General features: G+C 65.0%; 13 protein-coding genes. 8 read left to right on the forward strand and 5 right to left on the reverse strand.

Features of this window, described 5'->3' with window-relative positions; all coding sequences use genetic code 11:
* Positions 1 to 69: 69 nt before the first annotated feature.
* Positions 70 to 1,887 (reverse strand): translational GTPase TypA, encoded by a 1,818-nt coding sequence (typA, locus tag DBY63_RS06575; RefSeq protein ID WP_027598212.1) that lies wholly within the window; start codon positions 1,885 to 1,887, stop codon positions 70 to 72.
* A 157-nt stretch (positions 1,888 to 2,044) separates the two neighbouring features.
* Positions 2,045 to 3,499 carry a tRNA uracil 4-sulfurtransferase ThiI gene (gene thiI / locus DBY63_RS06580; RefSeq protein WP_027598211.1) on the reverse strand — a complete coding sequence of 485 codons (1,455 nt, stop codon included), beginning with the start codon at positions 3,497 to 3,499 and terminating at the stop codon, positions 2,045 to 2,047.
* A 384-nt stretch (positions 3,500 to 3,883) separates the two neighbouring features.
* Between thiI and glnA the strand changes: the two genes are divergently transcribed.
* From glnA to ntrC, 5 genes are all read left to right on the forward strand, one after another.
* Positions 3,884 to 5,290, forward strand: coding sequence for a glutamate--ammonia ligase (glnA, locus tag DBY63_RS06585; protein ID WP_017639449.1), 1,407 nt, complete (start codon positions 3,884 to 3,886; stop codon positions 5,288 to 5,290).
* 160 nt (positions 5,291 to 5,450) lie between these two features.
* Positions 5,451 to 5,972: a DUF4124 domain-containing protein gene (locus DBY63_RS06590; RefSeq protein ID WP_027600334.1), complete on the forward strand. Its 522-nt coding sequence runs from the start codon at positions 5,451 to 5,453 to the stop codon at positions 5,970 to 5,972.
* On the forward strand, positions 5,972 to 6,610 hold the full coding sequence (locus tag DBY63_RS06595; RefSeq protein ID WP_108581519.1) for a DUF4124 domain-containing protein: 639 nt from the start codon (positions 5,972 to 5,974) through the stop codon (positions 6,608 to 6,610). The genes DBY63_RS06590 and DBY63_RS06595 overlap by 1 nt, the downstream gene beginning before the upstream one ends.
* 171 nt (positions 6,611 to 6,781) lie before the next feature.
* Entirely contained in the window at positions 6,782 to 7,846 is a 1,065-nt protein-coding gene (gene glnL / locus DBY63_RS06600; RefSeq protein ID WP_108581520.1) for a nitrogen regulation protein NR(II), read from the forward strand.
* Positions 7,847 to 7,858: 12 nt separating this feature from the next.
* The gene (gene ntrC / locus DBY63_RS06605) at positions 7,859 to 9,289 is read left to right on the forward strand and encodes a nitrogen regulation protein NR(I) (protein ID WP_007161316.1); all 1,431 of its coding nucleotides are present in this window, start codon (positions 7,859 to 7,861) and stop codon (positions 9,287 to 9,289) included.
* A 1,167-nt stretch (positions 9,290 to 10,456) separates the two neighbouring features.
* Here ntrC and DBY63_RS06610 read toward each other — a convergent pair.
* Positions 10,457 to 11,014, reverse strand: coding sequence for a hypothetical protein (locus DBY63_RS06610; RefSeq protein WP_042135332.1), 558 nt, complete (start codon positions 11,012 to 11,014; stop codon positions 10,457 to 10,459).
* A 72-nt stretch (positions 11,015 to 11,086) separates the two neighbouring features.
* Here DBY63_RS06610 and DBY63_RS06615 point away from each other — a divergent pair, with 72 nt between their 5' ends.
* Together DBY63_RS06615 and DBY63_RS06620 are read left to right on the forward strand one after the other, a co-directional pair.
* The gene (locus tag DBY63_RS06615; RefSeq protein WP_007161318.1) at positions 11,087 to 11,554 is read left to right on the forward strand and encodes a tRNA (cytidine(34)-2'-O)-methyltransferase; all 468 of its coding nucleotides are present in this window, start codon (positions 11,087 to 11,089) and stop codon (positions 11,552 to 11,554) included.
* A gap of 76 nt (positions 11,555 to 11,630) precedes the next feature.
* Positions 11,631 to 13,979 (forward strand): FdhF/YdeP family oxidoreductase, encoded by a 2,349-nt coding sequence (locus tag DBY63_RS06620; RefSeq protein WP_256594355.1) that lies wholly within the window; start codon positions 11,631 to 11,633, stop codon positions 13,977 to 13,979.
* Positions 13,980 to 14,218: 239 nt separating this feature from the next.
* On the opposite strand, the gene putA is transcribed toward DBY63_RS06620, so the two are convergent.
* Entirely contained in the window at positions 14,219 to 18,187 is a 3,969-nt protein-coding gene (gene putA, locus DBY63_RS06625) for a trifunctional transcriptional regulator/proline dehydrogenase/L-glutamate gamma-semialdehyde dehydrogenase (protein WP_108581521.1), read from the reverse strand.
* Positions 18,188 to 18,454: 267 nt separating this feature from the next.
* Positions 18,455 to 19,447, reverse strand: a complete 993-nt coding sequence (locus DBY63_RS06630; RefSeq protein ID WP_027600312.1) for an LLM class oxidoreductase — start codon at positions 19,445 to 19,447, stop codon at positions 18,455 to 18,457.
* 494 nt (positions 19,448 to 19,941) lie between these two features.
* Between DBY63_RS06630 and DBY63_RS06635 the strand changes: the two genes are divergently transcribed.
* The gene (locus DBY63_RS06635; RefSeq protein ID WP_081398804.1) at positions 19,942 to 21,804 is read left to right on the forward strand and encodes a methyl-accepting chemotaxis protein; all 1,863 of its coding nucleotides are present in this window, start codon (positions 19,942 to 19,944) and stop codon (positions 21,802 to 21,804) included.
* The last annotated feature ends 37 nt before the right edge of the window (positions 21,805 to 21,841 follow it).

Genomic DNA, 21,841 nt, shown 5'->3' on the forward strand with positions numbered 1-21,841 from the left:
GTAGCAGGCTCTGAAAAACCGGCAACAAAAAAGCGCCCGAAGGCGCTTTCCTGCATCACCCGGACGGGATCAGACCTTGGAACGCTCGAAGCGCTTGCGGTCGTTTTCGTTCAGGAACTTCTTGCGCAGACGGATGGACTTGGGCGTCACTTCCACCAGCTCGTCGTCGGCGATGAATTCCAGCGCCTGTTCGAGGGTGAACTTGATCGGCGGCACCAGGGCGATGACTTCGTCCTTGCCCGAGGCGCGCATGTTGTCCAGCTTCTTGCCCTTGGTGGGGTTGAGCACCAGGTCGTTGTCACGGCTGTTGATGCCGCACAGCTGGCCTTCGTAGATCTCGTCGCCCGGAGCCAGGAACAGCTTGCCGCGGCTCTGCAGGGTTTCCAGCGAGTAGGTCAGGGCGGTACCGGTGGCCATGGACACCAGCACGCCGTTCTGACGGTTGCTCACTTCGCCGGCCTTGATCGGGCCGTAGTGGCTGAAGGTCGAGGTCAGGATGCCGCTGCCCGAGGTCAGGGTCAGGAAGTTGTTGCGGAAGCCGATCAGGCCACGCGCCGGGATGGTGTATTCCAGGCGGATACGGCCCTTGCCGTCGGGGATCATGTTGGTCAGATCGCCCTTGCGCAGACCCATCTGCTCCATCACCGAGCCCTGGTGCTGCTCTTCGATGTCGATGGTGACGTTCTCGTAGGGCTCCTGCTTCTCGCCGTCCTTCTCGATGATCACCACTTCCGGACGGCCCACGGCCATCTCGAAGCCTTCGCGGCGCATGTTCTCGATCAGTACCGACAGGTGCAGCTCGCCACGCCCGGAGACCTTGAACTTCTCGGCGGACTCGCCCGGCTCGACGCGCAGGGCCACGTTGTGCAGCAGTTCCTTGTCCAGACGGTCCTTGATGTTGCGGCTGGTGACGAACTTGCCTTCACGACCGGCGAACGGCGAGTCGTTGACCTGGAAGGTCATGCTCACGGTGGGCTGGTCGACGGTCAGCGGCGGGCGGGCTTCGACGTTCTGCGGATCGCACAGGGTGTCGGAGATGAACAGCTCGTCCATGCCCGAGACGCAGACGATGTCGCCGGCTTCGGCTTCGGCCACTTCCACGCGCTGCAGGCCGGAGTGGCCCATGATCTTGAGGATACGACCGTTGCGCTTGCTGCCGTCGTCGCTGATGGCCACGACCGGGGTGTTGGCCTTGATGCGGCCACGGGCGATACGGCCGATGCCGATCACGCCGAGGAAGCTGTTGTAGTCCAGCTGGGAGATCTGCATCTGGAAGGGACCGTCCAGATCGACCTGGGGAGCCGGTACGTGGTCGACGATGGCCTGGAACAGGGCATCCATGTTGTCGTCCATCTTCTCGTGGTCCAGGCCGGCGATGCCGTTCAGGGCGCTGGCGTAGACGATCGGGAAGTCCAGCTGCTCATCGGTGGCGCCGAGGTTGTCGAACAGGTCGAAGATCTGGTCGATGACCCAGTCCGGACGCGCGCCGGGACGGTCGATCTTGTTGACCACCACGATCGGACGCAGGCCGGCCTTGAAGGCCTTCTGGGTCACGAAGCGGGTCTGCGGCATGGGGCCGTCCTGGGCGTCGACCACCAGCAGCACGGAGTCAACCATGGACATCACGCGCTCCACCTCGCCACCGAAGTCGGCGTGGCCGGGGGTGTCGACGATGTTGATGTTGTAGTCCTTCCACTTCAGCGCGGTGTTCTTGGCCAGGATGGTGATGCCGCGTTCCTTTTCCTGGTCGTTGCTGTCCATCACCCGCTCGTTTTCCGCTTCTTTGCGGTCCAGGGTGCCGGACAGGCGCAGCAGCTTGTCGACGAGGGTGGTCTTGCCATGGTCGACGTGCGCGATGATGGCGATGTTGCGTAGATTCTCGATCACAGTGGTGTTCTCGGTATAGAAATGAAGGAGCTTCAGCCAGCAGGCTGACAGCCGGAGATTGCAAAGGCGCGAAACGCGGCCGACCGGTACGTGGCCGGAGGGCTAGAAGAGGTCGGGAGGGCGGTGGCGGATACTGCCACCCAGCAGGCCCGGCTGCTTAGGCCGGACGATAAACGCGCACATTGGCGTGCCCTTCGGTGAGCAGGTGATGGGCGTGCAGCCGGCTCATCACCCCGCGGTCGCAATAGAGTAGGTACTGGCGATTCTCGTCCAGTTCCTTGAAACGGCTGTTCAGCGCGAAGAACGGCATGGCCTGCACCTCGATGCCGGGCAGCTCCAGCGGCTGGTCTTCCTGGGCATCGGGATGGCGGATGTCCACCACGATCTGACCTGGCAAGGGCTGTGCCAGCTCTTCGACCTGCACGTCCTTGCCCAGCTCTTCGATCACCTTGTCGACGGTGATGAAGCGCGCACGTTCCAGGGCGGCGTCGAGCACCGCCAGGTCGAACTTGCCTTCCTCGTGCTCCACCCGCAGGGCCTTGGCCTTGGTGGTGGGATTCACCGAGATGATGCCGCAGTATTCGGGCATGTGCTTGGCGAAGTCGGCGGTGCCGATGCGCTGGGCGGTATCGATGATGTCCTGCTTGTGGCTGGCCAGCAGCGGGCGTAGCACCAGGGTATCGGTGGCCTTGTCGATCACCGCCAGGTTGGTCAGGGTCTGGCTGGAGACCTGGGAGACGGCTTCGCCGGTCACCAGCGCCTCGATCTGCAGCTGTTCGGCGATGCGACTGGCCGCGCGCAGCATCATGCGCTTGAGGATGACCCCCATGTGGCTGTCGTCGCACTGGGTGAGGATCTGCCCCACCACTTCCTCGAAGGGCACGCTGATGAACAGCACGCGCTGGGAACGCCCGTACTTTTCCCAGAGATAGTGGGCCACTTCCATCACGCCCAGCTCGTGGGCGCGTCCGCCGAGATTGAAGAAGCAGAAATGGCTGACCATGCCGCGTCTCATCATCTGGTAGGCGGCCACGGTGGAGTCGAATCCCCCGGACATCAGCACCAGCACCTGTTCCAGCGCGCCGAGCGGATAGCCGCCCAGCCCTTCGTGGTGCTCGTCGATGATGAACAGCTGCTGGTCGCGGATCTCCAGGCGAACGTTCACCTCGGGATTCTTCAGGGCGATGCCGGCGCCGCCGCAGCGTTCGCGCAGACCGCCACCGACATGGCGCTCCACGTCCATCGAGGAGAAGTCATGGCGGCCGGCGCGCTTGCAGCGCACCGAGAACACCTTGCCGCGCACGCGCTCGCCGAAGTGGCGTACGCACAACTCGAGAATCGAGTCGAAATCGCCCAGCGGATACTCGTGCACCTCGAGGAACTGGCCGATGCCCGGGGTGCAGGCCAGGCGCTGCTTCATTTCCGCCAGCAGCCGCGGCTCGTCGAGCGCGGTCTCCAGGGTGATGTTGTCCCACACCCCTTCCACGCGGACATCCGGATCCAGATCGCGCAGCACGACACGAATGTTCTTCACCAGCTGGCGAATGAAATTCTTGCGCACCGGGCGACTCTTGATGGTGATTTCCGGAAAGACCTTGATGATGAGCTTCATGAGCGGGAAACGGGGGCGGGCAACGCGAAAGAAAAGGGCGAATATGATACCTGAAAACCACCCGGCACTCGAATTCGCCCGACAAAATCACCCAGAGCGCCATTAAGGTGCATACGCAGAATTAAGCGCACCAAATTGGTGCCCGAATACGGCCTCCATTGACCTGAAAACGGCACGACAGCCGTCAGGACGGCCCTCCAGCCCATTTAGGGGCACTGGCATACAACTTGCTCTCTTGTGAGGCAGCCGCCCCTGGGCCAGCATAGGGCGCTTTTCGTGGAACGCCGGTCGCTGACCAGGCAGTACGGGAGCGCCCCTCAAGGGCACAGCTGATACCGGGAGTACCGCCAACCGCTCCCGGCCGAAATTCCTCTGGAGGAAACCATGTCGAAGGCTGTTCAACTGATCAAAGAAAACGACGTGAAGTGGGTAGACCTGCGCTTCACCGACACCAAAGGCAAGCAGCAACACGTCACCATGCCGGCGCGTGACGCGCTGGACGAAGACTTCTTCGCCCACGGCAAGATGTTCGACGGCTCCTCCATCGCCGGCTGGAAAGGCATCGAAGCCTCCGACATGATCCTGCTGCCCGACGACAGCACCGCCGTTCTGGATCCCTTCACCGAAGAGCCGACCCTGATCCTGGTCTGCGACATCATCGAACCCTCCACCATGCAGCCCTACGAGCGCGACCCCCGCGGTATCGCCCGTGCTGCCGAGGAATACCTGAAGTCCACCGGCATCGGCGACACCGTGTTCGTCGGCCCGGAGCCCGAGTTCTTCATCTTCGACGAAGTGAAGTTCAAGTCGGACATCTCCGGCTCCATGTTCAAGATCTTCTCCGAGCAGGCTTCCTGGAACACCGATGCCGACTTCGAGTCCGGCAACAAGGGCCACCGTCCGGGCGTCAAGGGCGGCTACTTCCCGGTACCGCCGGTCGATCACGACCACGAAATCCGTACCGCCATGTGCAACGCCCTGGAAGAGATGGGCCTGGTCGTGGAAGTCCACCACCACGAAGTGGCGACCGCTGGCCAGAACGAGATCGGTGTGCAGTTCAACACCCTGGTCAAGAAGGCCGACGAGACCCAGACCCTGAAGTACGTCGTGCACAACGTGGCCGACGCCTACGGCAAGACCGCCACCTTCATGCCCAAGCCCCTGTACGGCGACAACGGCTCCGGCATGCACGTGCACATGTCCATCTCCAAGGATGGCAAGAACACCTTCGCTGGCGAAGGCTATGCCGGTCTGTCCGATACCGCCCTGTACTTCATCGGCGGCATCATCAAGCACGGCAAGGCGCTGAACGGCTTCACCAACCCGTCCACCAACAGCTACAAGCGTCTGGTGCCCGGCTTCGAAGCCCCGGTCATGCTGGCCTACTCGGCCCGTAACCGCTCCGCCTCCATCCGTATCCCCTATGTGTCGAGCCCGAAAGCCCGCCGCATCGAGGCCCGCTTCCCGGATCCGGCTGCCAACCCCTACCTGTGCTTCGCCGCCCTGCTGATGGCCGGCCTGGACGGTATCCAGAACAAGATCCACCCCGGCGATGCCGCCGACAAGAACCTGTACGATCTGCCGCCGGAAGAAGGCAAGAAGATCCCGCAGGTCTGCGGCAGCCTGAAGGAAGCCCTGGAAGCCCTGGACGCCGGTCGCGCGTTCCTGACCAAGGGCGGCGTCTTCACGGACGAGTTCATCGATGCCTACATCGAGCTGAAGTCCGAGGAAGAGATCAAGGTGCGTACCTTCGTGCACCCGCTGGAATACGACCTGTACTACAGCGTCTGATCCCGCTGCATTAAGGTAAAGAGGCCTCCTTCGGGAGGCCTTTTCTTTTGCCCTGGGAAAACCGCCGCGACCGACGCCTGGGCACAGCGGCCAGGTTGCCTACCTGCGCACCGGGCGCGCCTGCTACCCTTGATCTCCACTGCCCGGCCGAGATTCCGCCATGCCTCGCCTGCTTGCCTGCTGTCTGCTCTGCCTCGCCTGCTCCGCCCAGGCCGCGATCTACAAGTCGGTGGATGCCGAAGGCAACACGGTGTTCAGCGACCAGCCCTCGGCCAATGCCAAGCCGGTGCAGGTGGCACCCACCAATACCGTGGACAATCCACGACCGGCGCCGCCCATCCCCAGTGCGCCTGCGGCGGCGGCGACGCCCGCCGGCCCGGCCTTCAGCCGCCTGGAGGTCAATGTGCCCGACGATGAGGCCATCCGCGCCAACAACGGCACCTTCTCGGTGGGCGTATCCCTGGAACCGGCCCTGGGTGCGGGGCAGTCGCTGCAATTGCTGGTGGACGGCGCCCCCTATGGCAGCCCCGGCCAGAGCACCCGCTTCGGCGTGGCCAATCTGGATCGCGGCGAGCACCGTTTCGCGGCCCAGGTGCTGTCCGGCAACGGCGAGGTGGTCCAGACCAGTGCCGAGAAGACCGTGACCGTGCAGCGCATCAGCGTCAACAGCCCGGCCCGTTGATGCGCGCGCTCCTGACCCTGCTGCTGCTCTGCCTGCTGCTCCCCGCCCAGGCGGCGGTCTACAGCTATGTCGACAAGGAAGGCAATCGGGTCTACACCGACCAGCCGCCCAAGGGCGTCAAGGCCACCCAGGTGCCGATCACGGTGCCCAACAACCTCAATCAGCAGGGCCAGCCGACCCGCAAGCTGAGTCCGATCCCCGCCGCGCCGGTGGCCAGGACGCCCAAGGCGGCGCCCTTCCGCTACCAGATGCTGCGCATCCTGGTGCCCGAACCCGATGCCACGGTGATCGATCAGGAAGGGCAGCTCATCGTCAGCCTGGTCAGCGAGCCGGAATTGCAGCCGGGTCACAGCTACCGTCTGCTGCTGGACGACCGGGAAGCCGGCGCCGGACGCAGTCCGGTGTTTGCCCTGGGCGGCCTGGACCGCGGCACCCACAGCCTGGTGGCGGAGATCCTCGCCGCCGATGGCAACGTACTGGAGCGGACGCCGGCGCAGCCCTTCCATCTGCGGCGCCCCTCCCTGGAGCAGAAGCGCCGCGCCCATCCCTGCAGCGACAAGGACTGGGGCAAGCGGCCGGAATGTCCGCTGGACATGAAACCGCCCGAAGCCAGGAAATCCTGGCTACCCTTCCTATAGCGCACCCCTTTGGTGCGCTTTTTGACTGTGCACCATCTTGATACAAATCCTGTGCAGCTGCGTCCGGCGTGCGGCGGCTGTTAGTGCACGTTTCAGCCATCTGCCCTAACTCGGGGCGTCTTGGTTTGCTTCTTGCATTTTCCTATCGTCCCTATAGCGCTGTGGCCCCTCATGCCTACCGACGTCATCCACCGACTCCTGCTCGACAACCTCACCACCGCAGTCATCCTGCTCGATGCGGAGTTGCGTCTGGAGTACATGAATCCGGCGGCCGAGATGCTGCTGGCCATCAGCGGCCAGCGCAGCCATGGCCAGTTCATCAGCGAGCTGTTCACCGAATCGCCCGAGGCCCTGCAGGCGCTGCGCCAGGCGGTGGACCATGCCCACCCCTTCACCAAGCGCGAGGCGCTGCTTATCTCCACCTCGGGCAACAGCCTCACGGTGGACTATGCGGTGACCCCGATCCTGGATCGCCACAACACCCTGCTGCTGCTGGAAGTCCATCCCCGTGACCGGCTGCTGCGCATCACCAAGGAAGAGGCCCAGCTCTCCAAGCAGGAGACCACCAAGCTGCTGGTGCGCGGCCTGGCCCACGAGATCAAGAATCCCCTCGGCGGCATCCGTGGCGCGGCCCAGCTGCTGGCCCGCGAGCTGCCGGAAGAGGCGCTCAAGGACTACACCAACGTCATCATCGAGGAAGCCGACCGACTGCGGAATCTGGTCGATCGCATGCTCGGCTCCAACAAGCTGCCGAAGCTGGCCATCACCAACGTGCACGAGGTGCTCGAACGCGTCTGCAGCCTGGTGGAAGCGGAAAGCCAGGGGCTGATCAACCTGGTGCGCGACTACGACCCGAGCATTCCCGATCTGATGATCGACCGCGAGCAGATGATCCAGGCGGTGCTCAACATCGTGCGCAACGCCATGCAGGCCATCTCCCAGCAGAACGAATTGCGCCTGGGCCGGGTCACCCTGAGAACCCGCACCCTGCGCCAGTTCACCATCGGCCACCACCGCCATCGCCTGGTGTGCAAGGTGGAGATCACCGACAACGGTCCGGGCATCCCCCAGGAGCTGCAGGAAACCATCTTCTATCCCATGGTCAGCGGTCGCCCCGACGGCACCGGCCTCGGGCTCGCCATCACCCAGAACATCATCACCCAGCACCAGGGGCTGATCGAGTGTGAAAGCCATCCTGGCCACACCGCCTTCAGCATCTTCCTGCCGCTGGAATAACGAGGAGTACGCATGAGCCGTCAGGAGACCGTCTGGATCGTCGACGACGACCGTTCCATCCGCTGGGTCCTGGAAAAAGCCCTGCAACAGGAGGGCATGACCACCGTCGCCTTCGACAGCGCCGACAGCGTCATGACCCGCCTCGGCCGTCAGCAGCCGGACGTGGTGATCTCGGACATCCGCATGCCGGGGACCAGTGGCCTGGACCTGCTGTCACGCATCCGCGAGATGCACCCGCGCCTGCCGGTCATCATCATGACCGCCCACTCCGACCTGGACAGCGCCGTGGCCTCCTACCAGGGCGGCGCCTTCGAATACCTGCCCAAGCCCTTCGACGTCGACGAAGCCGTGGCCCTGGTCAAGCGCGCCGGGCAGCACGCCCAGGAGCAGCAGGGCTTCGCCGAACCGGCGCACCTGACCCGCACCCCCGAGATCATCGGCGAGGCGCCGGCGATGCAGGAGGTGTTCCGCGCCATCGGCCGCCTTTCGCACTCCAACATCACCGTGCTGATCAACGGCGAATCCGGTACCGGCAAGGAACTGGTCGCCCACGCCCTGCACCGCCACAGTCCGCGCGCCGCGGCGCCCTTCATCGCACTGAACATGGCCGCCATCCCCAAGGACCTGATGGAGTCCGAGCTGTTCGGCCACGAGAAAGGCGCCTTCACCGGCGCCGCCGCCCAGCGCCGCGGCCGCTTCGAGCAGGCCGACGGTGGCACCCTGTTCCTCGACGAGATCGGCGACATGCCGGCCGATACCCAGACCCGCCTGCTGCGGGTACTGGCCGATGGCGAGTTCTATCGCGTCGGCGGCCACACCCCGGTCAAGGTGGACGTGCGCATCATCGCCGCCACCCACCAGAACCTGGAGGGCCTGGTGCGCGAGGGCAAGTTCCGCGAAGACCTCTTCCATCGCCTCAACGTCATCCGCATCCACATCCCGCGCCTGGCCGATCGCCGCGAGGACATCCCCGCCCTCGCCCGCCACTTCCTGGCGCGCGCTGCCCAGGAACTGGCCGTGGAGCCCAAGACCCTGCGCGGCGAGACCGAGGAATACATGAAGGGCCTGCCCTGGCAGGGCAACGTGCGCCAGCTGGAGAACACCTGCCGCTGGATCACGGTGATGGCCTCCAGCCGCGAGGTGCTGATCGACGACCTGCCGCCGGAGCTGCTCAACCAGCCCCAGGACGCCGCTCCCGCCGCCAACTGGGAACAGGCCCTGCGCCAGTGGGCCGACCAGGCCCTCACCCGCGGCCAGTCCAGCCTGCTGGACAATGCCGTACCGGCCTTCGAACGCATCATGATCGAGACCGCCCTCAAGCACACCGCCGGCCGCCGCCGCGACGCCGCCGTCCTGCTCGGCTGGGGCCGCAACACCCTGACCCGCAAGATCAAGGAGCTGGGCATGAAGGTGGACGGGCCGGATGAAGAGGGGGAGGACTAGCTGTTGTAGGTTGGGCTGAGCGATAGCGAAGCCCAACGTTTCGAGTTTGGACTTATAGCTGCCTAAGCTGATTATCGCGGTTTGCTGATAGGTTTTGTTTCCCCCACCCGGGCGAGTCACTTTTTTCAAACGCGAAAAAAGTAACCAAAAACACTGTCCCCACGTTTCGGCCCTCCGCTGCGCTCCGGGTGATTCGCTTCGCTCACCCTTCGGGCCAGCCTACGGCTGTTACTCCGCTTCGCTACGTTTCCCTCGCTCCGGCGCCGTGGCAGGGGCACGGCACGAAGGGGCTTCCTGCCCCTCGCGCCTTGCTCGGCGTCCTGCCTCGCAACCCCCGCCACGACACCGGAACTCGGCCTCACTGACAGGGACGGGGCGCTAGCCTGAGACTTCGGTGTTCATAGGATTTGCAGCGTGGAAAACCGCGCAGCGTTTTCCACTGGTGCGCGTTGCTAGCTTCGCGGACAAGGCTTCGCCGTTGTCCACGCTACGGGCTCTTCAACCAACACTTTCAGGCTGGCGAATCGCCCCGTTCAGCAGGGCGAACGCCAGTGTCGTGGAGTGGGTCGAGCCGCATGGATGCGGCGAGAGGTCCAATGGGCCATGGACGGCCCATCTGGACCGACCCCGGAACGGCGCTGGCGTGAGCGCACCCGCAGCGCAGCGGAGGGCCGGATGACCGGGGCAAGCGTTTTTGGTTACTTTTGTCCGGGGCGCGCAGCCGCGACTGGCAAAAGTGACTCGCCCGAGGGGGCGAAACAAGAAACATCAGCAGAATTCGATGAGCGACTATGGCACCAAGAAAGCCGAGCCTGCAGGACCGAAACGTTGGGCCTCGCTAGCGCTCAACCCAACCTACAAATCCCCCCAAATCACCCAACCCAAAAACTTGGCACACCTCCTGCTATATCCTAGGTAACTACCCTTTTGGGGACCTCGGTACAGGCAGGCTGGGGAATCCCCTCTTTTCTTCCCGAGGCCATCACCCAGTGTGATGGCCTCTTTTTTTCGTCTGCGAAAAGTGGAAAGCCGCAGGCTAGAGCGCTTTTCCTCCTTAGCAAGGACGTAGGGGTCGACAAAGGAGGACTAAGCTTCAAAACAATCCGGCTCCGCACCCCGTTCCGCTCTGGTGCAAAGCAGCGGCCTTTTGCCTGATAACGGGGCATTTCAGGGTGTCAGCGGGACCTCGACGTGGAGCACCCAATCCTCGCCGGCTTCGACGATGCGGTCGCTGGCCTGCAAGGCACCACCCACACCGACCAGCAGCACCTTCAGGTCCTGGCCATCCTGGCGCACGGTCCAGGAAAAGCTGCCGCCCGGCCGCGCCACCCGCCCCTGGCGTTCGCCGCCGTCCCAGCGGGCGCGGGGCAGGCGCAGGCTGAGGGCGCCATCGGGGCGATAGCGTTCGTAGAACAGCGAGCGGTCGGCGGTGATCAGCAATTCGAAGCGCCCCGCCTCCTGATGAGCCTCCACCCCCAGGATGACCGGGCGGCGGGCCTCGGCCGACCAGGGATCGGGATGGGTGCGCTGGTACACCAGCTGGCCGAGGATCATGCCGAATAGCCCGGCGCCCAGGGCTGCCGAGGCCAGCCAGAGGGTCAGGCGCTGGCGCTGGCCGCGCCATTCGGCCCTGAGCAGATCGGGATCTTCCACCCGCGCCAGTTCGTCCCGGCGGGCGCGCTGTTCGCGCAGCAGCCAGTCGACCAGCCGGCGCCAGAGGTTCATCGCCCCACCCCGCTCGCGACGGCGCGACGGCGGCGCAGTACCATAGGCGCTTTGCCAGGCGCCCTGCCCTTCATGTTCGACATCATCCTCTACCAACCGGAAATTCCGCCCAATACCGGCAACGTCATTCGCCTGTGCGCCATTACCGGCTGCCGCCTGCATCTGATCGAGCCGCTGGGCTTTGCGCTGGACGACAAGAAACTGCGTCGCGCCGGCTTGGACTACCACGAGTGGTCCAGCGTGCGGACCCATGCCAGCCTCGCGGCCTGTATAGCAGATTTGCAGCCGCCCCGACTGCTGGCCTTTACCACCAAGGCCAGCCATCCCTTCACCGAGATCGCCTATGCGCCGGGCGATGCCCTGCTGTTCGGTCCAGAAAGTCGCGGGCTGCCGGCCGAGGTGCTGGAGTCGCTGCCGCCCGAACAGCGGCTGCGCCTGCCGATGCTGCCCAATCGCCGCAGCCTCAATCTGTCCAATACCGTGGCCGTGGCGGTCTACGAAGGCTGGCGCCAGCTGGGCTTCGCCGCACCGCCTGGCTGACCGCCAGAACCTTCCCGCCAGACGCGTCGTCCCATGACCTACAGGCACATCGCCAGACAGTCACGTGAGGCGCACCATGAGCAAGATCGGCAAACCCAAGGTTGAACGCTATGACGCGCCCTCCGGTGGCTGGGGCTCGGCGCGTTCGGTGACCGAGATCGTCCTGCGTGAACGGGTGCCGCTCAAGTCCGGTGCGCTGCTGGCCCGGCAGAACAAGCACGGCGGCTTCGCCTGCGTGAGTTGCGCCTGGGCCAAGCCGGGCAAGCCCCATCCGCTGGAATTCTGCGAGAACGGCGCCAAGGCCACTGCCTGGGAGGTCACCAGCAAGAGATGCGGACCGGAATTCTTCGCCCAGCATTCGCTCAGCGAACTGCGTGGCTGGCGCGACTATGACCTGGAAGAGGTTGGCCGGCTGACCCATCCGCTGCGCTACGACGCCGCCACCGACCGCTATCGTCCGGTGAGCTGGGCCGAGGCCTTCGCCGACATCGGCGCCGAACTCAAGGCACTGGCGCCGGACTCGGTGATCTTCTACGCCTCGGGTCGTGCGGCGCTGGAGACCTCCTACCTTTATCAGCTCTATGCCCGCCTGTACGGCACCAACAACCTGCCGGACAGTTCCAACATGTGCCACGAGAGCACCTCGGTCGCCCTGCCCAAGAGCATCGGCGTGACCGTGGGCACCGTGACCCTGAACGACTTCGATCAGGCCGACTGCCTGCTGTTCTTTGGCCAGAATCCGGGCAGCAACAGTCCGCGGATGCTGCATGACCTGCAGGAGGCGCGCAAACGCGGCGCGCCCATCATCACCTTCAATCCCCTGCGCGAGCGCGGCCTGGAAACCTTCGTCAATCCGCAGTCGCCAGTGGAGATGCTGACCGACCAGCCCACCCAGATCAGCACCCAGTACCACCAGCTCAAGCCCGGTGGCGACACCGCGGCCCTCGCCGGCCTGTGCAAGGCCTTGCTGGCGGCCGATGATCTCGCGCGTGAACAGGGCCAGCCGGCCGTGCTCGACCATGCCTTCATCGCCGAGCATTGCCACGGCTTCGCCGACTTCTGCGAGTGGTTGCAGGGCCAGGAATGGCCGCAGCTGGAGCGCCAGTCGGGGCTGACCCGCAGCGCTCTGGAAGCCGCCGCTGCCGTCTATGGTCGTTGTGAGAAGGTCATCGGCATCTATGGCATGGGGCTGACCCAGCATCGCCATGGCGTGGAAACCATCCAGATGCTGACCAACCTGCTGCTCATGCGCGGCAACATCGGCAAGCCAGGCGCCGGCATCTGCCCGGTGCGCGGGCATTCCAACGTCCAGGGCCAGCGCACCGTGGGCATCACCGAGAAGCCGGAGCTGGCGCCGCTCGAACAGCTGGGCGAGCGCTTCGGCTTCGCCCCGCCACAGGACAAGGGTCGCAATACCGTGGAAGCCTGCGAGGGCATCCTCGACGGCTCGGTGAAGGCCTTCATCAGCCTGGGCGGCAACTTCCTGCGCGCCATTCCCGAGACCAGCCTGATGGAGCCGGCCTGGCGCACCCTGCGCCTGTCGGTGCAGATCGCCACCAAGCTCAATCGCAATCATCTGGTGCCGGCGGACAAGACCTATCTGCTGCCCTGCCTGGGGCGTACCGAAATCGATCGCCAGAATGGGGTGGAACAGGCCCACAGCACCGAGGACAGTACCGGCTGCATCCACGGCTGGCGTGGCGTGGCCGAGCCGCCCGAAGGCGACCTGTTGTCCGAGCCGGCCATCGTCGCCGGCCTGGCCAAGGCCACCCTGCCCGACAACCCGCAGGTCACCTGGGACGCCTGGGTCGCCGACTATGCGCTGATCCGCGACGAGATCGCGCGCTCCTTCCCGGAGATCTTCCACGACTTCAATGCGCGGATGTGGGAGGTGGGCGGTTTCCATCGCCCGCTGCCGGCGGCCAAGCGTGAATGGAAGACCGACACCGGCAAGGCCAATCTAATCGTGCCGCGCAGCTTGGAAGAGGATCCGGACATGCCCGCCCACGGGCGTGACGTCCTGACCCTGATGACGCTGCGCAGCAACGACCAGTTCAACACCACCATCTACGGCTATCACGATCGCTTTCGCGGCGTGAAGGGCACCCGTGCGGTGCTGCTGATGAATCGCAACGACATCGAACGCCTGGGCCTGGCGGAAGGCGACAAGGTGCAGGTGTCGACGGTGGCCGACGATGGCGTGCGCCGTGAGGTGGGTCCGCTGCGAGTCACGCCCTACAACATTCCGGAAGGGGCCTGTGGCGGCTACTACCCCGAATGCAACGCCCTGATCCCGCTCTGGCACCACGCCGAAGGCAGCAAGGTGCCAGCTGCCAAGGCCATCCCGGTACGCCTGAACAAACTGATCGCCACCAACGATGGCAGCTTTCCGGTGGAACCGGAGGGGTATGGGGCGCTGTATTAGGTTCTGCTATCGGAGCCAGACAGCAAGTCTGCCTGCTGGGCTTCGCTGCGCTCAACCCAACCTACGGACGTGCATTCGTAGGTTGGGTCAAGACGGCTCCACCGTCGAAGCCCAACAGCCCGGGCCTATCCCACGCACCTCGCCCTCACCCCAACCCTCTCCCGGAGGGAGAGGGGGAACCGCGACGCGCGTCCGTAGGTTGGGTTGAGACGGCTCCACCGTCGAAGCCAATCAGCCAATCAGCCAATCGTCATCAGACTCGCATTACCCCCCGCCGCCGCGGTATTCACGCTCAGCGCGCGCTCGATGAGCAGGCGCTCCAGCGGAATGGCGGTCTCGCCGCGGGCCAGGCCCTGGACGCCGACGATGGGACCATTGCGCTTGGCCACCTGCTGGCAGACCTGGCGCAGCTGATCGGAATCGCCGTGGTGCAGGACCGCCTCGAAGGCGACCTCGTCCTTGCGCCAGTCGGCCGCCACCTGAACCCGCGCGCGCACGGCGTGCGGCAGGCGCGTCAGCGTCGTCTTGTGGGCGTCCTCGACCAGGGCCGTGCTGCCCACCGCCATGACCGCCGCCAGTTGCAGCAGCAGATCGCTTTCGTCGGCCGCCAGGCACAGCACCCGGCTACGCGGCAGCAGGCTGTAGCTGTTGCGCTCGCCGGTCGGACCCGGTAGCAGGCGGGTCAGGCCGCTCAGGGATTCCTCGGCGAATCTCAGGCAGGCCTGCTCCAGCTCGCCCAGGCCCTGTTGCTTGGCCCAGTCGTGCAGGGCGCCCAGCGGATTGCCGGCCTGCTGGCGCAGGGCATCGCGGACCTGCCATTCGGTCTCGCCGGTGCTGCCCTTGGCCAGGGCCACCGCGGGATCGCCATCGGGACGGGTGCTGAGCAGGCGATAGAGGTACAGCGGGCCACCGGCCTTGGGGCCGGTGCCCGAGAGGCCTTCGCCGCCGAAGGGCTGCACCCCGACCACCGCGCCGACCATGTTGCGGTTGACGTAGAGGTTGCCGGCATGGGCGCGCTCCACCACCTTGGCGATGGTCTCGTCGATGCGGGTGTGCACGCCGAAGGTCAGGCCATAGCCGGTGGCGTTGATCTGGTCGATGACCTTGTCCAGGTCCTTGCGGCCATAGCGCACCACGTGCAGCACCGGGCCGAAGACCTCGCGCCCCAGTTCGGCCAGGCTCTCCAGCTCGATCAGGGTGGGCATGACGAAGGTGCCGCGGTGGATGGCATCGCCTTCCACGCGCCCGCCCTGGTGTACCCGGCGACCCTTACCGCGCAAAGTCTGGATGTGCTTGTCGATGGTGGCCTTGGCCTCGCCGTCGATCACCGGGCCAATGTCGATGGCCAGATTCTCCGGATTGCCCAGGCGGCATTCGGCCATGGCGCCCTTGAGCATTTCCAGCACGCGATCGGCCACGTCGTCCTGCACGCAGAGCACGCGCAGGGCCGAGCAGCGCTGACCGGCGCTGTCGAAGGCGGAGGCGACCACGTCGGCGACCACCTGCTCGGCCAGGGCCGAGGAGTCGACGATCATGGCGTTCTGGCCGCCGGTCTCGGCGATCAGCGGGATCGGCCGGCCTTGGGCGTCCAGGCGTCCGGCGATGTTGCGCGCCAGGATCTGGGCCACCTCGGTGGAGCCGGTGAACATCACGCCCTTGACCCGCACATCGTTGACCAGGGCGGCGCCGATGGTGGAGCCCTCGCCCGGCAGCAGTTGCAGCACGCCTTCGGGGATGCCGGCTTCCAGCAGGATACGCACGGCCTGGGCGGCGATCAGCGGGGTCTGCTCGGCCGGCTTGGCCAGCACGGTGTTGCCAGCGGCCAGGGCCGCGGCGATCTGACCGCTGAAGATGGCCAGGGGGAAGTTCCAGGGGCTGATGCAGACCACCGGACCCAGGGGGCGGTGGCTGTCGTTGGCGAAGTCACGGCGCACCAGGGCGGCGTAGTAGCGCAGGAAGTCCACCGCCTCGCGCACCTCGGCGATGGCATTGGCGTAGGTCTTGCCGGCCTCGCGCACCAGCAGGCCCATCAGCGGCTGGATCTGCGCCTCCATCAATTCGGCGGCGCGATCCAGGGCGGCGGCGCGCTGCTCGGGCGGCGTGGATTGCCAGATGGGTGCGGCGGTCAGGGCTTCTTCCAGGGCGATGTCGACATCGGCGCGGGTGGCGTTGCTGACCTGACCGACGCGATCGCGGCGATCGGCCGGATTGAGCACCGGTTGCGCAATCGACGGCTCGCTGGCGCGACCCAGCAGCGGGCGGGCTTCCCAGGCGGTGTTGCCACTGGCCAGCAGGGCCGCGGACAACGAACCCAGACGGTGTTCGCTGGACAGGTCCAGACCGCTGGAATTGCAGCGCTCGGCGCCGTACAGGGCGCTGGGATGGGGAATGCGCGGATGCGGCAGGCCGATGGCGCCTTCGTTGGTGGACTGCTGCTCGATCTGCACCACCGGATCGGCCACCAGCTCGTCGAGGGAGATGGAATGGTCGGCGATGCGGTTGACGAAGGAGGTGTTGGCGCCGTTTTCCAGGAGGCGGCGGACCAGGTAGGCCAGTAGCGTCTCGTGGGTGCCCACCGGGGCATAGATGCGGCACGGCCGCGCCAGCTTGCCGTCCTTGACGCTGCCCACCACCTGCTCGTACAGCGGCTCGCCCATGCCGTGCAGGCACTGGAATTCGTACTGGCCGGGGTAGTAGTTCTGCCCGCCGAGCTGGTAGATGGCGGCCAGGGTGTGGGCGTTGTGGGTGGCGAATTGCGGATAGATGGATTCCGGTGCCGCCAGGAGCTTGCGGGCGCAGGCCAGGTAGGCCACGTCGGTGTAGACCTTGCGGGTATAGACCGGATAGCCCTCCAGGCCTTCCACCTGGGCGCGCTTGATCTCGCTGTCCCAGTAGGCGCCCTTGACCAGGCGGATCATCAGACGCCGACGGCTGCGCTTGGCCAGGTCGATCAGGTAGTCGATCACCAGCGGGCAGCGCTTCTGGTAGGCCTGGATGACGAAGCCGATGCCGTTCCAACCGGCCAGCTGCGGCTCGAAGGACAGGCGCTCCAAGAGATCCAGGGAGATCTCCAGGCGATCGGCTTCCTCGGCGTCGATGTTCAGGCCGATGTCGTAGCGCTTGGCCAGCAGGGTCAGTTCCAGCAGGCGCGGATAGAGCTCGCTCATTACCCGGTCGTACTGGGCGCGGCTGTAGCGCGGATGCAGTGCCGAGAGCTTGATGGAGATGCCAGGGCCTTCGTAGATGCCACGGCCATGGGAGGCCTTGCCGATGGAGTGAATGGCCTGCTCGTAGGAGGCCAGGTAGCGGCGGGCATCGGCCTCGGTCAGGGCGGCTTCGCCGAGCATGTCGTAGCTGTAGCGGAAGCCTTTCGCCTCGAACTTGCTGGCGTTGGCCAGGGCCTCGGCGATGGTCTCGCCGGTGACGAACTGCTCGCCCATCAGGCGCATGGCCATGTCCACGCCCTTGCGGATCACCGGCTCGCCGCTCTTGCCGATGAGGCGATTGAGCGAACTGGTGAGGCCGGCCTCGTTGTGGGTCGAGACCAGGCGGCCGGTCAGCAGCAGGCCCCAGGTGGCGGCGTTGACGAACAGCGAGGGGCTGTTGCCCAGGTGCGGCTGCCAGTTGCCGGTGCTGATCTTGTCGCGGATCAGCGCATCGCGGGTGCCCTTGTCGGGGATGCGCAGCAGGGCTTCGGCCAGGCACATCAGGGCAACGCCTTCCTGGGACGACAGCGAGAATTCACGGAGCAGACTCTGCACCATTCCAGAGCGTCCGGTTGCACCCTTGGCATTACGCAGCTTCTCGGCGATGCGGTGAGCCAGTTCATGGGTGGCCTTGGCCTGGGCTGCCGGCAGGCGCGCCTGCTCCAGCAGCAGCGGCAGCAGCTCTTCTTCCGGCCGGCGATAGGCCGCGGTGATGGCCGAGCGCAGTACCGATTGCGGCAGGATGCTTTCGGCGAATTCCAGGAAGGGCTGGTAGACCGGATCGGCCAGCGCCTCGACGGCTTCGTTGTCGCCCTCGGCCAGACGCTGGGCGATGCCCTGCAGATCGGCCAGGGTCGCGCCGCTTTCCAGGGTTTCCAGATAGGTATAGATGGCCTGCTTGATCAGCCAGTGGGGCGTCCGATCGATACGGCGCGCCGCTTCCTTGAGGCGATCGCGGGTGGCTTCGTCGAGCTTTACGCCCAGGGTGGTGGTAGTGGCCATGCGCAGGTCCTCAAGCAAGAAGGCGTCGAAATTCGGCGCAGCTTAGCGCCGCTCGAAAGAAAAGTGCAACCAAGTGCAACCCGCAAGGTTCTACCGTCGATCCGGTTGCACCAAAAGCTAGGTAACAGAACGGAAGGTTATGCAGAGATCAGGCCAAGGGGTGCGACCCGGTTGAACCCCTACCACAGGGGAATCGCCTGCCCAGGTGACGACGGCCGGGAATCGTTAGCCAGACAAGTGTTACCTGGCGCCACACCGCGACGATCGCTACGGCTGCAGGGAAGGAAAGTGCGGGAGCACGAATTCGCCCAGTTCCTGGACCACTTCGCTGGCCGGACGCCGTGAGGGGCGCAGGTTGAGGGCCAGGTGATTGACGCCGGCTTCCTGCAACTGACCAAGGTAGTCCACCAACGCCCGCCGCCCGCAGGACAAGCCGGCATGGATGGGCCGAGGCGGCTGAGCCGGATCGCTGGCCAGCTCGAAGAACAGCCCCTGGGCGAAGGGCTTGAACAACTCGCGCCCGCCGATCTCGTCCAGCGCCTCGCGCCAGACCCGCGTCAGCGCCGGAACATGTTCGGCCGGTACGAAGTAATAGAACCAGCCATCGGCCTTGGCGGCGATCCAGTCCACCGTTTGCCGACTGCGCCCGGTGACCAGCGCCGGAATGCGCCCATGCACGGGTTTGGGCACCAGATCGGCCAGCCCCTGCAGATCGCCGAAGCGGCGAAAGGCCCCCAGCGGGAAATTAGTCTCGCCGGCCAGGCGAAACATCTCGAAGGCATCGCGAAAGCGCTCGCCCCGCCGCTCGAATTCACTCTCCAGGCCGAAGGCCGGGTATTCCACCGGGCGATCGCCGGAGGCCACCCCCAGCACCAGCCGGCCATCGCTCAACTGGTCGACCGAAGCCGCCATCTTGGCCAGGTGCAGCGGATGGCGCAGGGTGATGACGGCGCTGCCGGTGGCCAGGGTCAGGTGCTGGGTGATGCCCGCCAGATAGCCGAGATAGGTGAAGGGCTCGAACACCTGGCCGGCATCGTTGAAGCCGGGATCGTAGAAGGGCACGTCGCGCGCCCAGAGCGCCGCGAAGCCCAGTTGGTCGGCCAGCCGCGCCAGGCGGGCGTGGTCGCGCAGGGTCGGCATGGGATCGTCGGGATAGCCCTCCAGTGGCAGCAGAAAGCCCAGGGTCAGGCGCCCGGGTGCGAACAGCCGCGAAAAGCCCGGATGCTGAAGAAAGGCGCGGCGACGCTCCGTGGTGGACATGGGGATTCCTTGCCGGAGAGGGAAAGCGAATGACCTTCTATGGAGTCTAGCGCCCTTCCAGGGTTCGCCGGACAGTCGATGAGAGCGGCGAAGGTGGTCATCGCCGTCTGCGCGAGCGGGAGCCGCTGGCCGCCAGCGAAGAACCGTCCCGCCAAATCCACTTCTCTCCGGATACAGGCCAGCGCCTCTGCTCCTGCCTTTTGGTCATATCTCTAAAGCCAGACTAATAAAAAGCAATCCCTCAACTAACACGGATTGTCCAAGGCCAAATTTCGACAAAAAATTCTATATATATCAATAGCGCTAACAGCGAATGCCTGGAAACGAAATCACTCTTGATATTGATATATAAGAATTAGACTTACCATTATTTAAAGGTTGTAAACACCTAACTTTTTTACATTACCCTCGGCTAGAATCCGACGCCCTCCGCCCCTCTCAAACTCCGGAACTTTCCGCCGAACATTGGAAATAGCCCCATGAAGATGAGCAACATGAGTGTTCGTACGAAGCTGTTTTCCGGCTTTACCATCCTGATCATTCTGTCCCTGGCTATCGCCTATGCCGGCTGGGACGGCATCCAGGCCCTGGGCCGACGCGGCAACCTGATCGAACAGTTCACCCAAATCGGTCTACTCGCCCGCGACATGCGCAATGCCCGCAAGGATTTCGCCCTCATGCCGGAAGCCGACCAGGCCGCTCGCTGGAAAGGCGGCATCGATGCCCTCGAACAGCAACTAGAGAATGTCCGTCCACTGTTCAAACGTCCGGAAAGCACAGCACTACTGGCCCGTACCGAACAGACCCTCAGGGAATACCGCGATATCTATCAGCAGGCGCTGAAGGTGACCCAGGATCGCACCACCGCGATCCAGGACATTCGCGATACGGGCGACATGATGGACCAGCGATTGCAGGAGGCATCCAGCGCCCTGGATCGTGAGCGCGATCAAGCCAGCGCCCAGCTGCCCTCCCTGCTGGCGGCGCTGCAGCAACTGCGGATCCACTTGCACCTCTATGTGCTCAAGTCCGCCGGGCCACAACAGGAAGCCTTGCTGGCGTCCCTGACCAAGACCGGTGACGTGCTCAAGACCTTGCCTCCGACCCCGGAATTGCAGCAGCTGCCAGGACTTCTCGACCAGTACCAGCGTCAGGTCCAGCAGCTGTTCAGCGTCCAGAAGGCGTACCAGGACGTCAATCAGGGGCTCTACCAGCATATCCAGATGTTGCTCAAGACCTCCGACGAGATGAAGCAGCTACAGAGCCAGTTCCGCCTCGACGATATCCGCGAAGCCAAGCTGATGCTCTTTGGCGGGCTGCTGCTGGCGGTACTGCTCAGCCTGGTCGCGGCCTGGGTCATCACCCGCTCCATCGTGACGCCGCTGCGCCAGACCCTGGTGACCGTGGAACAGCTCGCTGCCGGCGACCTGACCGTGCAGATCGAGGCAGCGCGCAAGGACGAGATCGGCCAGTTGCAGGCGGCCATGCAGCGCATGATCGTCAATCTGAGCGACCTGATCCGCGAGCAGAAGGACGGCGTCATCCAGGTCGCCAGTGCCGCCGAAGAACTCTCCGCCGTCACCGAGCAGACGCGCGCTGGCGCCTCGGCGCAGAAGATGGAGACCGAGCAGATCGCCACCGCCATGCAGCAGATGAGCGCCACCATCAACGAGGTGGCGCGCAATGCCGAACAGGCGTCGACCACCGCCCGCGAGGCCACGCTCAAGACCCGGGAGGGTGACGAGATGGTCAACCAGGTCGCCACTCAGATTCAGAGCCTGGCCCAGGAAGTGGACAGCACCCAGGCCACCATGGAGTTGCTCAGGCAGGATGCCGACCGCATCGGCGGCGTGCTGGACGTGATCAAGGCGGTCGCCGAGCAGACCAATCTGCTGGCGCTCAACGCCGCCATCGAGGCCGCTCGCGCCGGTGAAGCCGGACGTGGCTTCGCCGTGGTCGCCGACGAGGTGCGCGGCCTGGCGCAGCGTACGCGCACCTCCACCGACGAGATCGCCAGCCTCATCACCCGACTGCACGGCAGCACCGACAAGATGAGCGCCGCCCTCGACCGCAATATCGAACTGACCGGCGAAAGCGTCGACCTGACCCGCCAGGCAGGCGTGGTGCTGGGCAGCGTCAGCAGTGCGGTGAGCGAGATCGAGGCCATGAACGAGCAGATCGCCACCGCGGTCGAGCAACAGAGTGCGGCCAGTGAAAACATCAGCCGCAGCGTGGTCAAGGTCCACGAAGTGGCCGACCAGACCGCCGCCGCCACCGAGAAAACCGCCGGCTCCAGCACCGAACTGGCCAACCTGAGCCTGCAGCTGCAAGAGCTGACGTCGCGCTTCAGGGTCTGAGACCCGGGCCAGGCGATGCTCGGGAATCGCCTGGCCG

Source organism: Pseudomonas sp. RIT411 (genome assembly GCF_003057735.2).
GTDB classification, from domain to species: domain Bacteria; phylum Pseudomonadota; class Gammaproteobacteria; order Pseudomonadales; family Pseudomonadaceae; genus Chryseomonas; species Chryseomonas oryzihabitans.

Coding starts and splice junctions, on each gene's coding strand:
- thiI (WP_027598211.1), bottom strand. CDS start 3,499: ATGAAGCTCATCATCAAGGTCTTTCCGGAAATCACCATCAAGAGTCGC.
- glnA (WP_017639449.1), top strand. CDS start 3,884: ATGTCGAAGGCTGTTCAACTGATCAAAGAAAACGACGTGAAGTGGGTA.
- DBY63_RS06590 (WP_027600334.1), top strand. CDS start 5,451: ATGCCTCGCCTGCTTGCCTGCTGTCTGCTCTGCCTCGCCTGCTCCGCC.
- DBY63_RS06595 (WP_108581519.1), top strand. CDS start 5,972: ATGCGCGCGCTCCTGACCCTGCTGCTGCTCTGCCTGCTGCTCCCCGCC.
- glnL (WP_108581520.1), top strand. CDS start 6,782: ATGCCTACCGACGTCATCCACCGACTCCTGCTCGACAACCTCACCACC.
- ntrC (WP_007161316.1), top strand. CDS start 7,859: ATGAGCCGTCAGGAGACCGTCTGGATCGTCGACGACGACCGTTCCATC.
- DBY63_RS06610 (WP_042135332.1), bottom strand. CDS start 11,014: ATGAACCTCTGGCGCCGGCTGGTCGACTGGCTGCTGCGCGAACAGCGC.
- DBY63_RS06615 (WP_007161318.1), top strand. CDS start 11,087: ATGTTCGACATCATCCTCTACCAACCGGAAATTCCGCCCAATACCGGC.
- DBY63_RS06620 (WP_256594355.1), top strand. CDS start 11,631: ATGAGCAAGATCGGCAAACCCAAGGTTGAACGCTATGACGCGCCCTCC.
- putA (WP_108581521.1), bottom strand. CDS start 18,187: ATGGCCACTACCACCACCCTGGGCGTAAAGCTCGACGAAGCCACCCGC.
- DBY63_RS06630 (WP_027600312.1), bottom strand. CDS start 19,447: ATGTCCACCACGGAGCGTCGCCGCGCCTTTCTTCAGCATCCGGGCTTT.
- DBY63_RS06635 (WP_081398804.1), top strand. CDS start 19,942: ATGAGTGTTCGTACGAAGCTGTTTTCCGGCTTTACCATCCTGATCATT.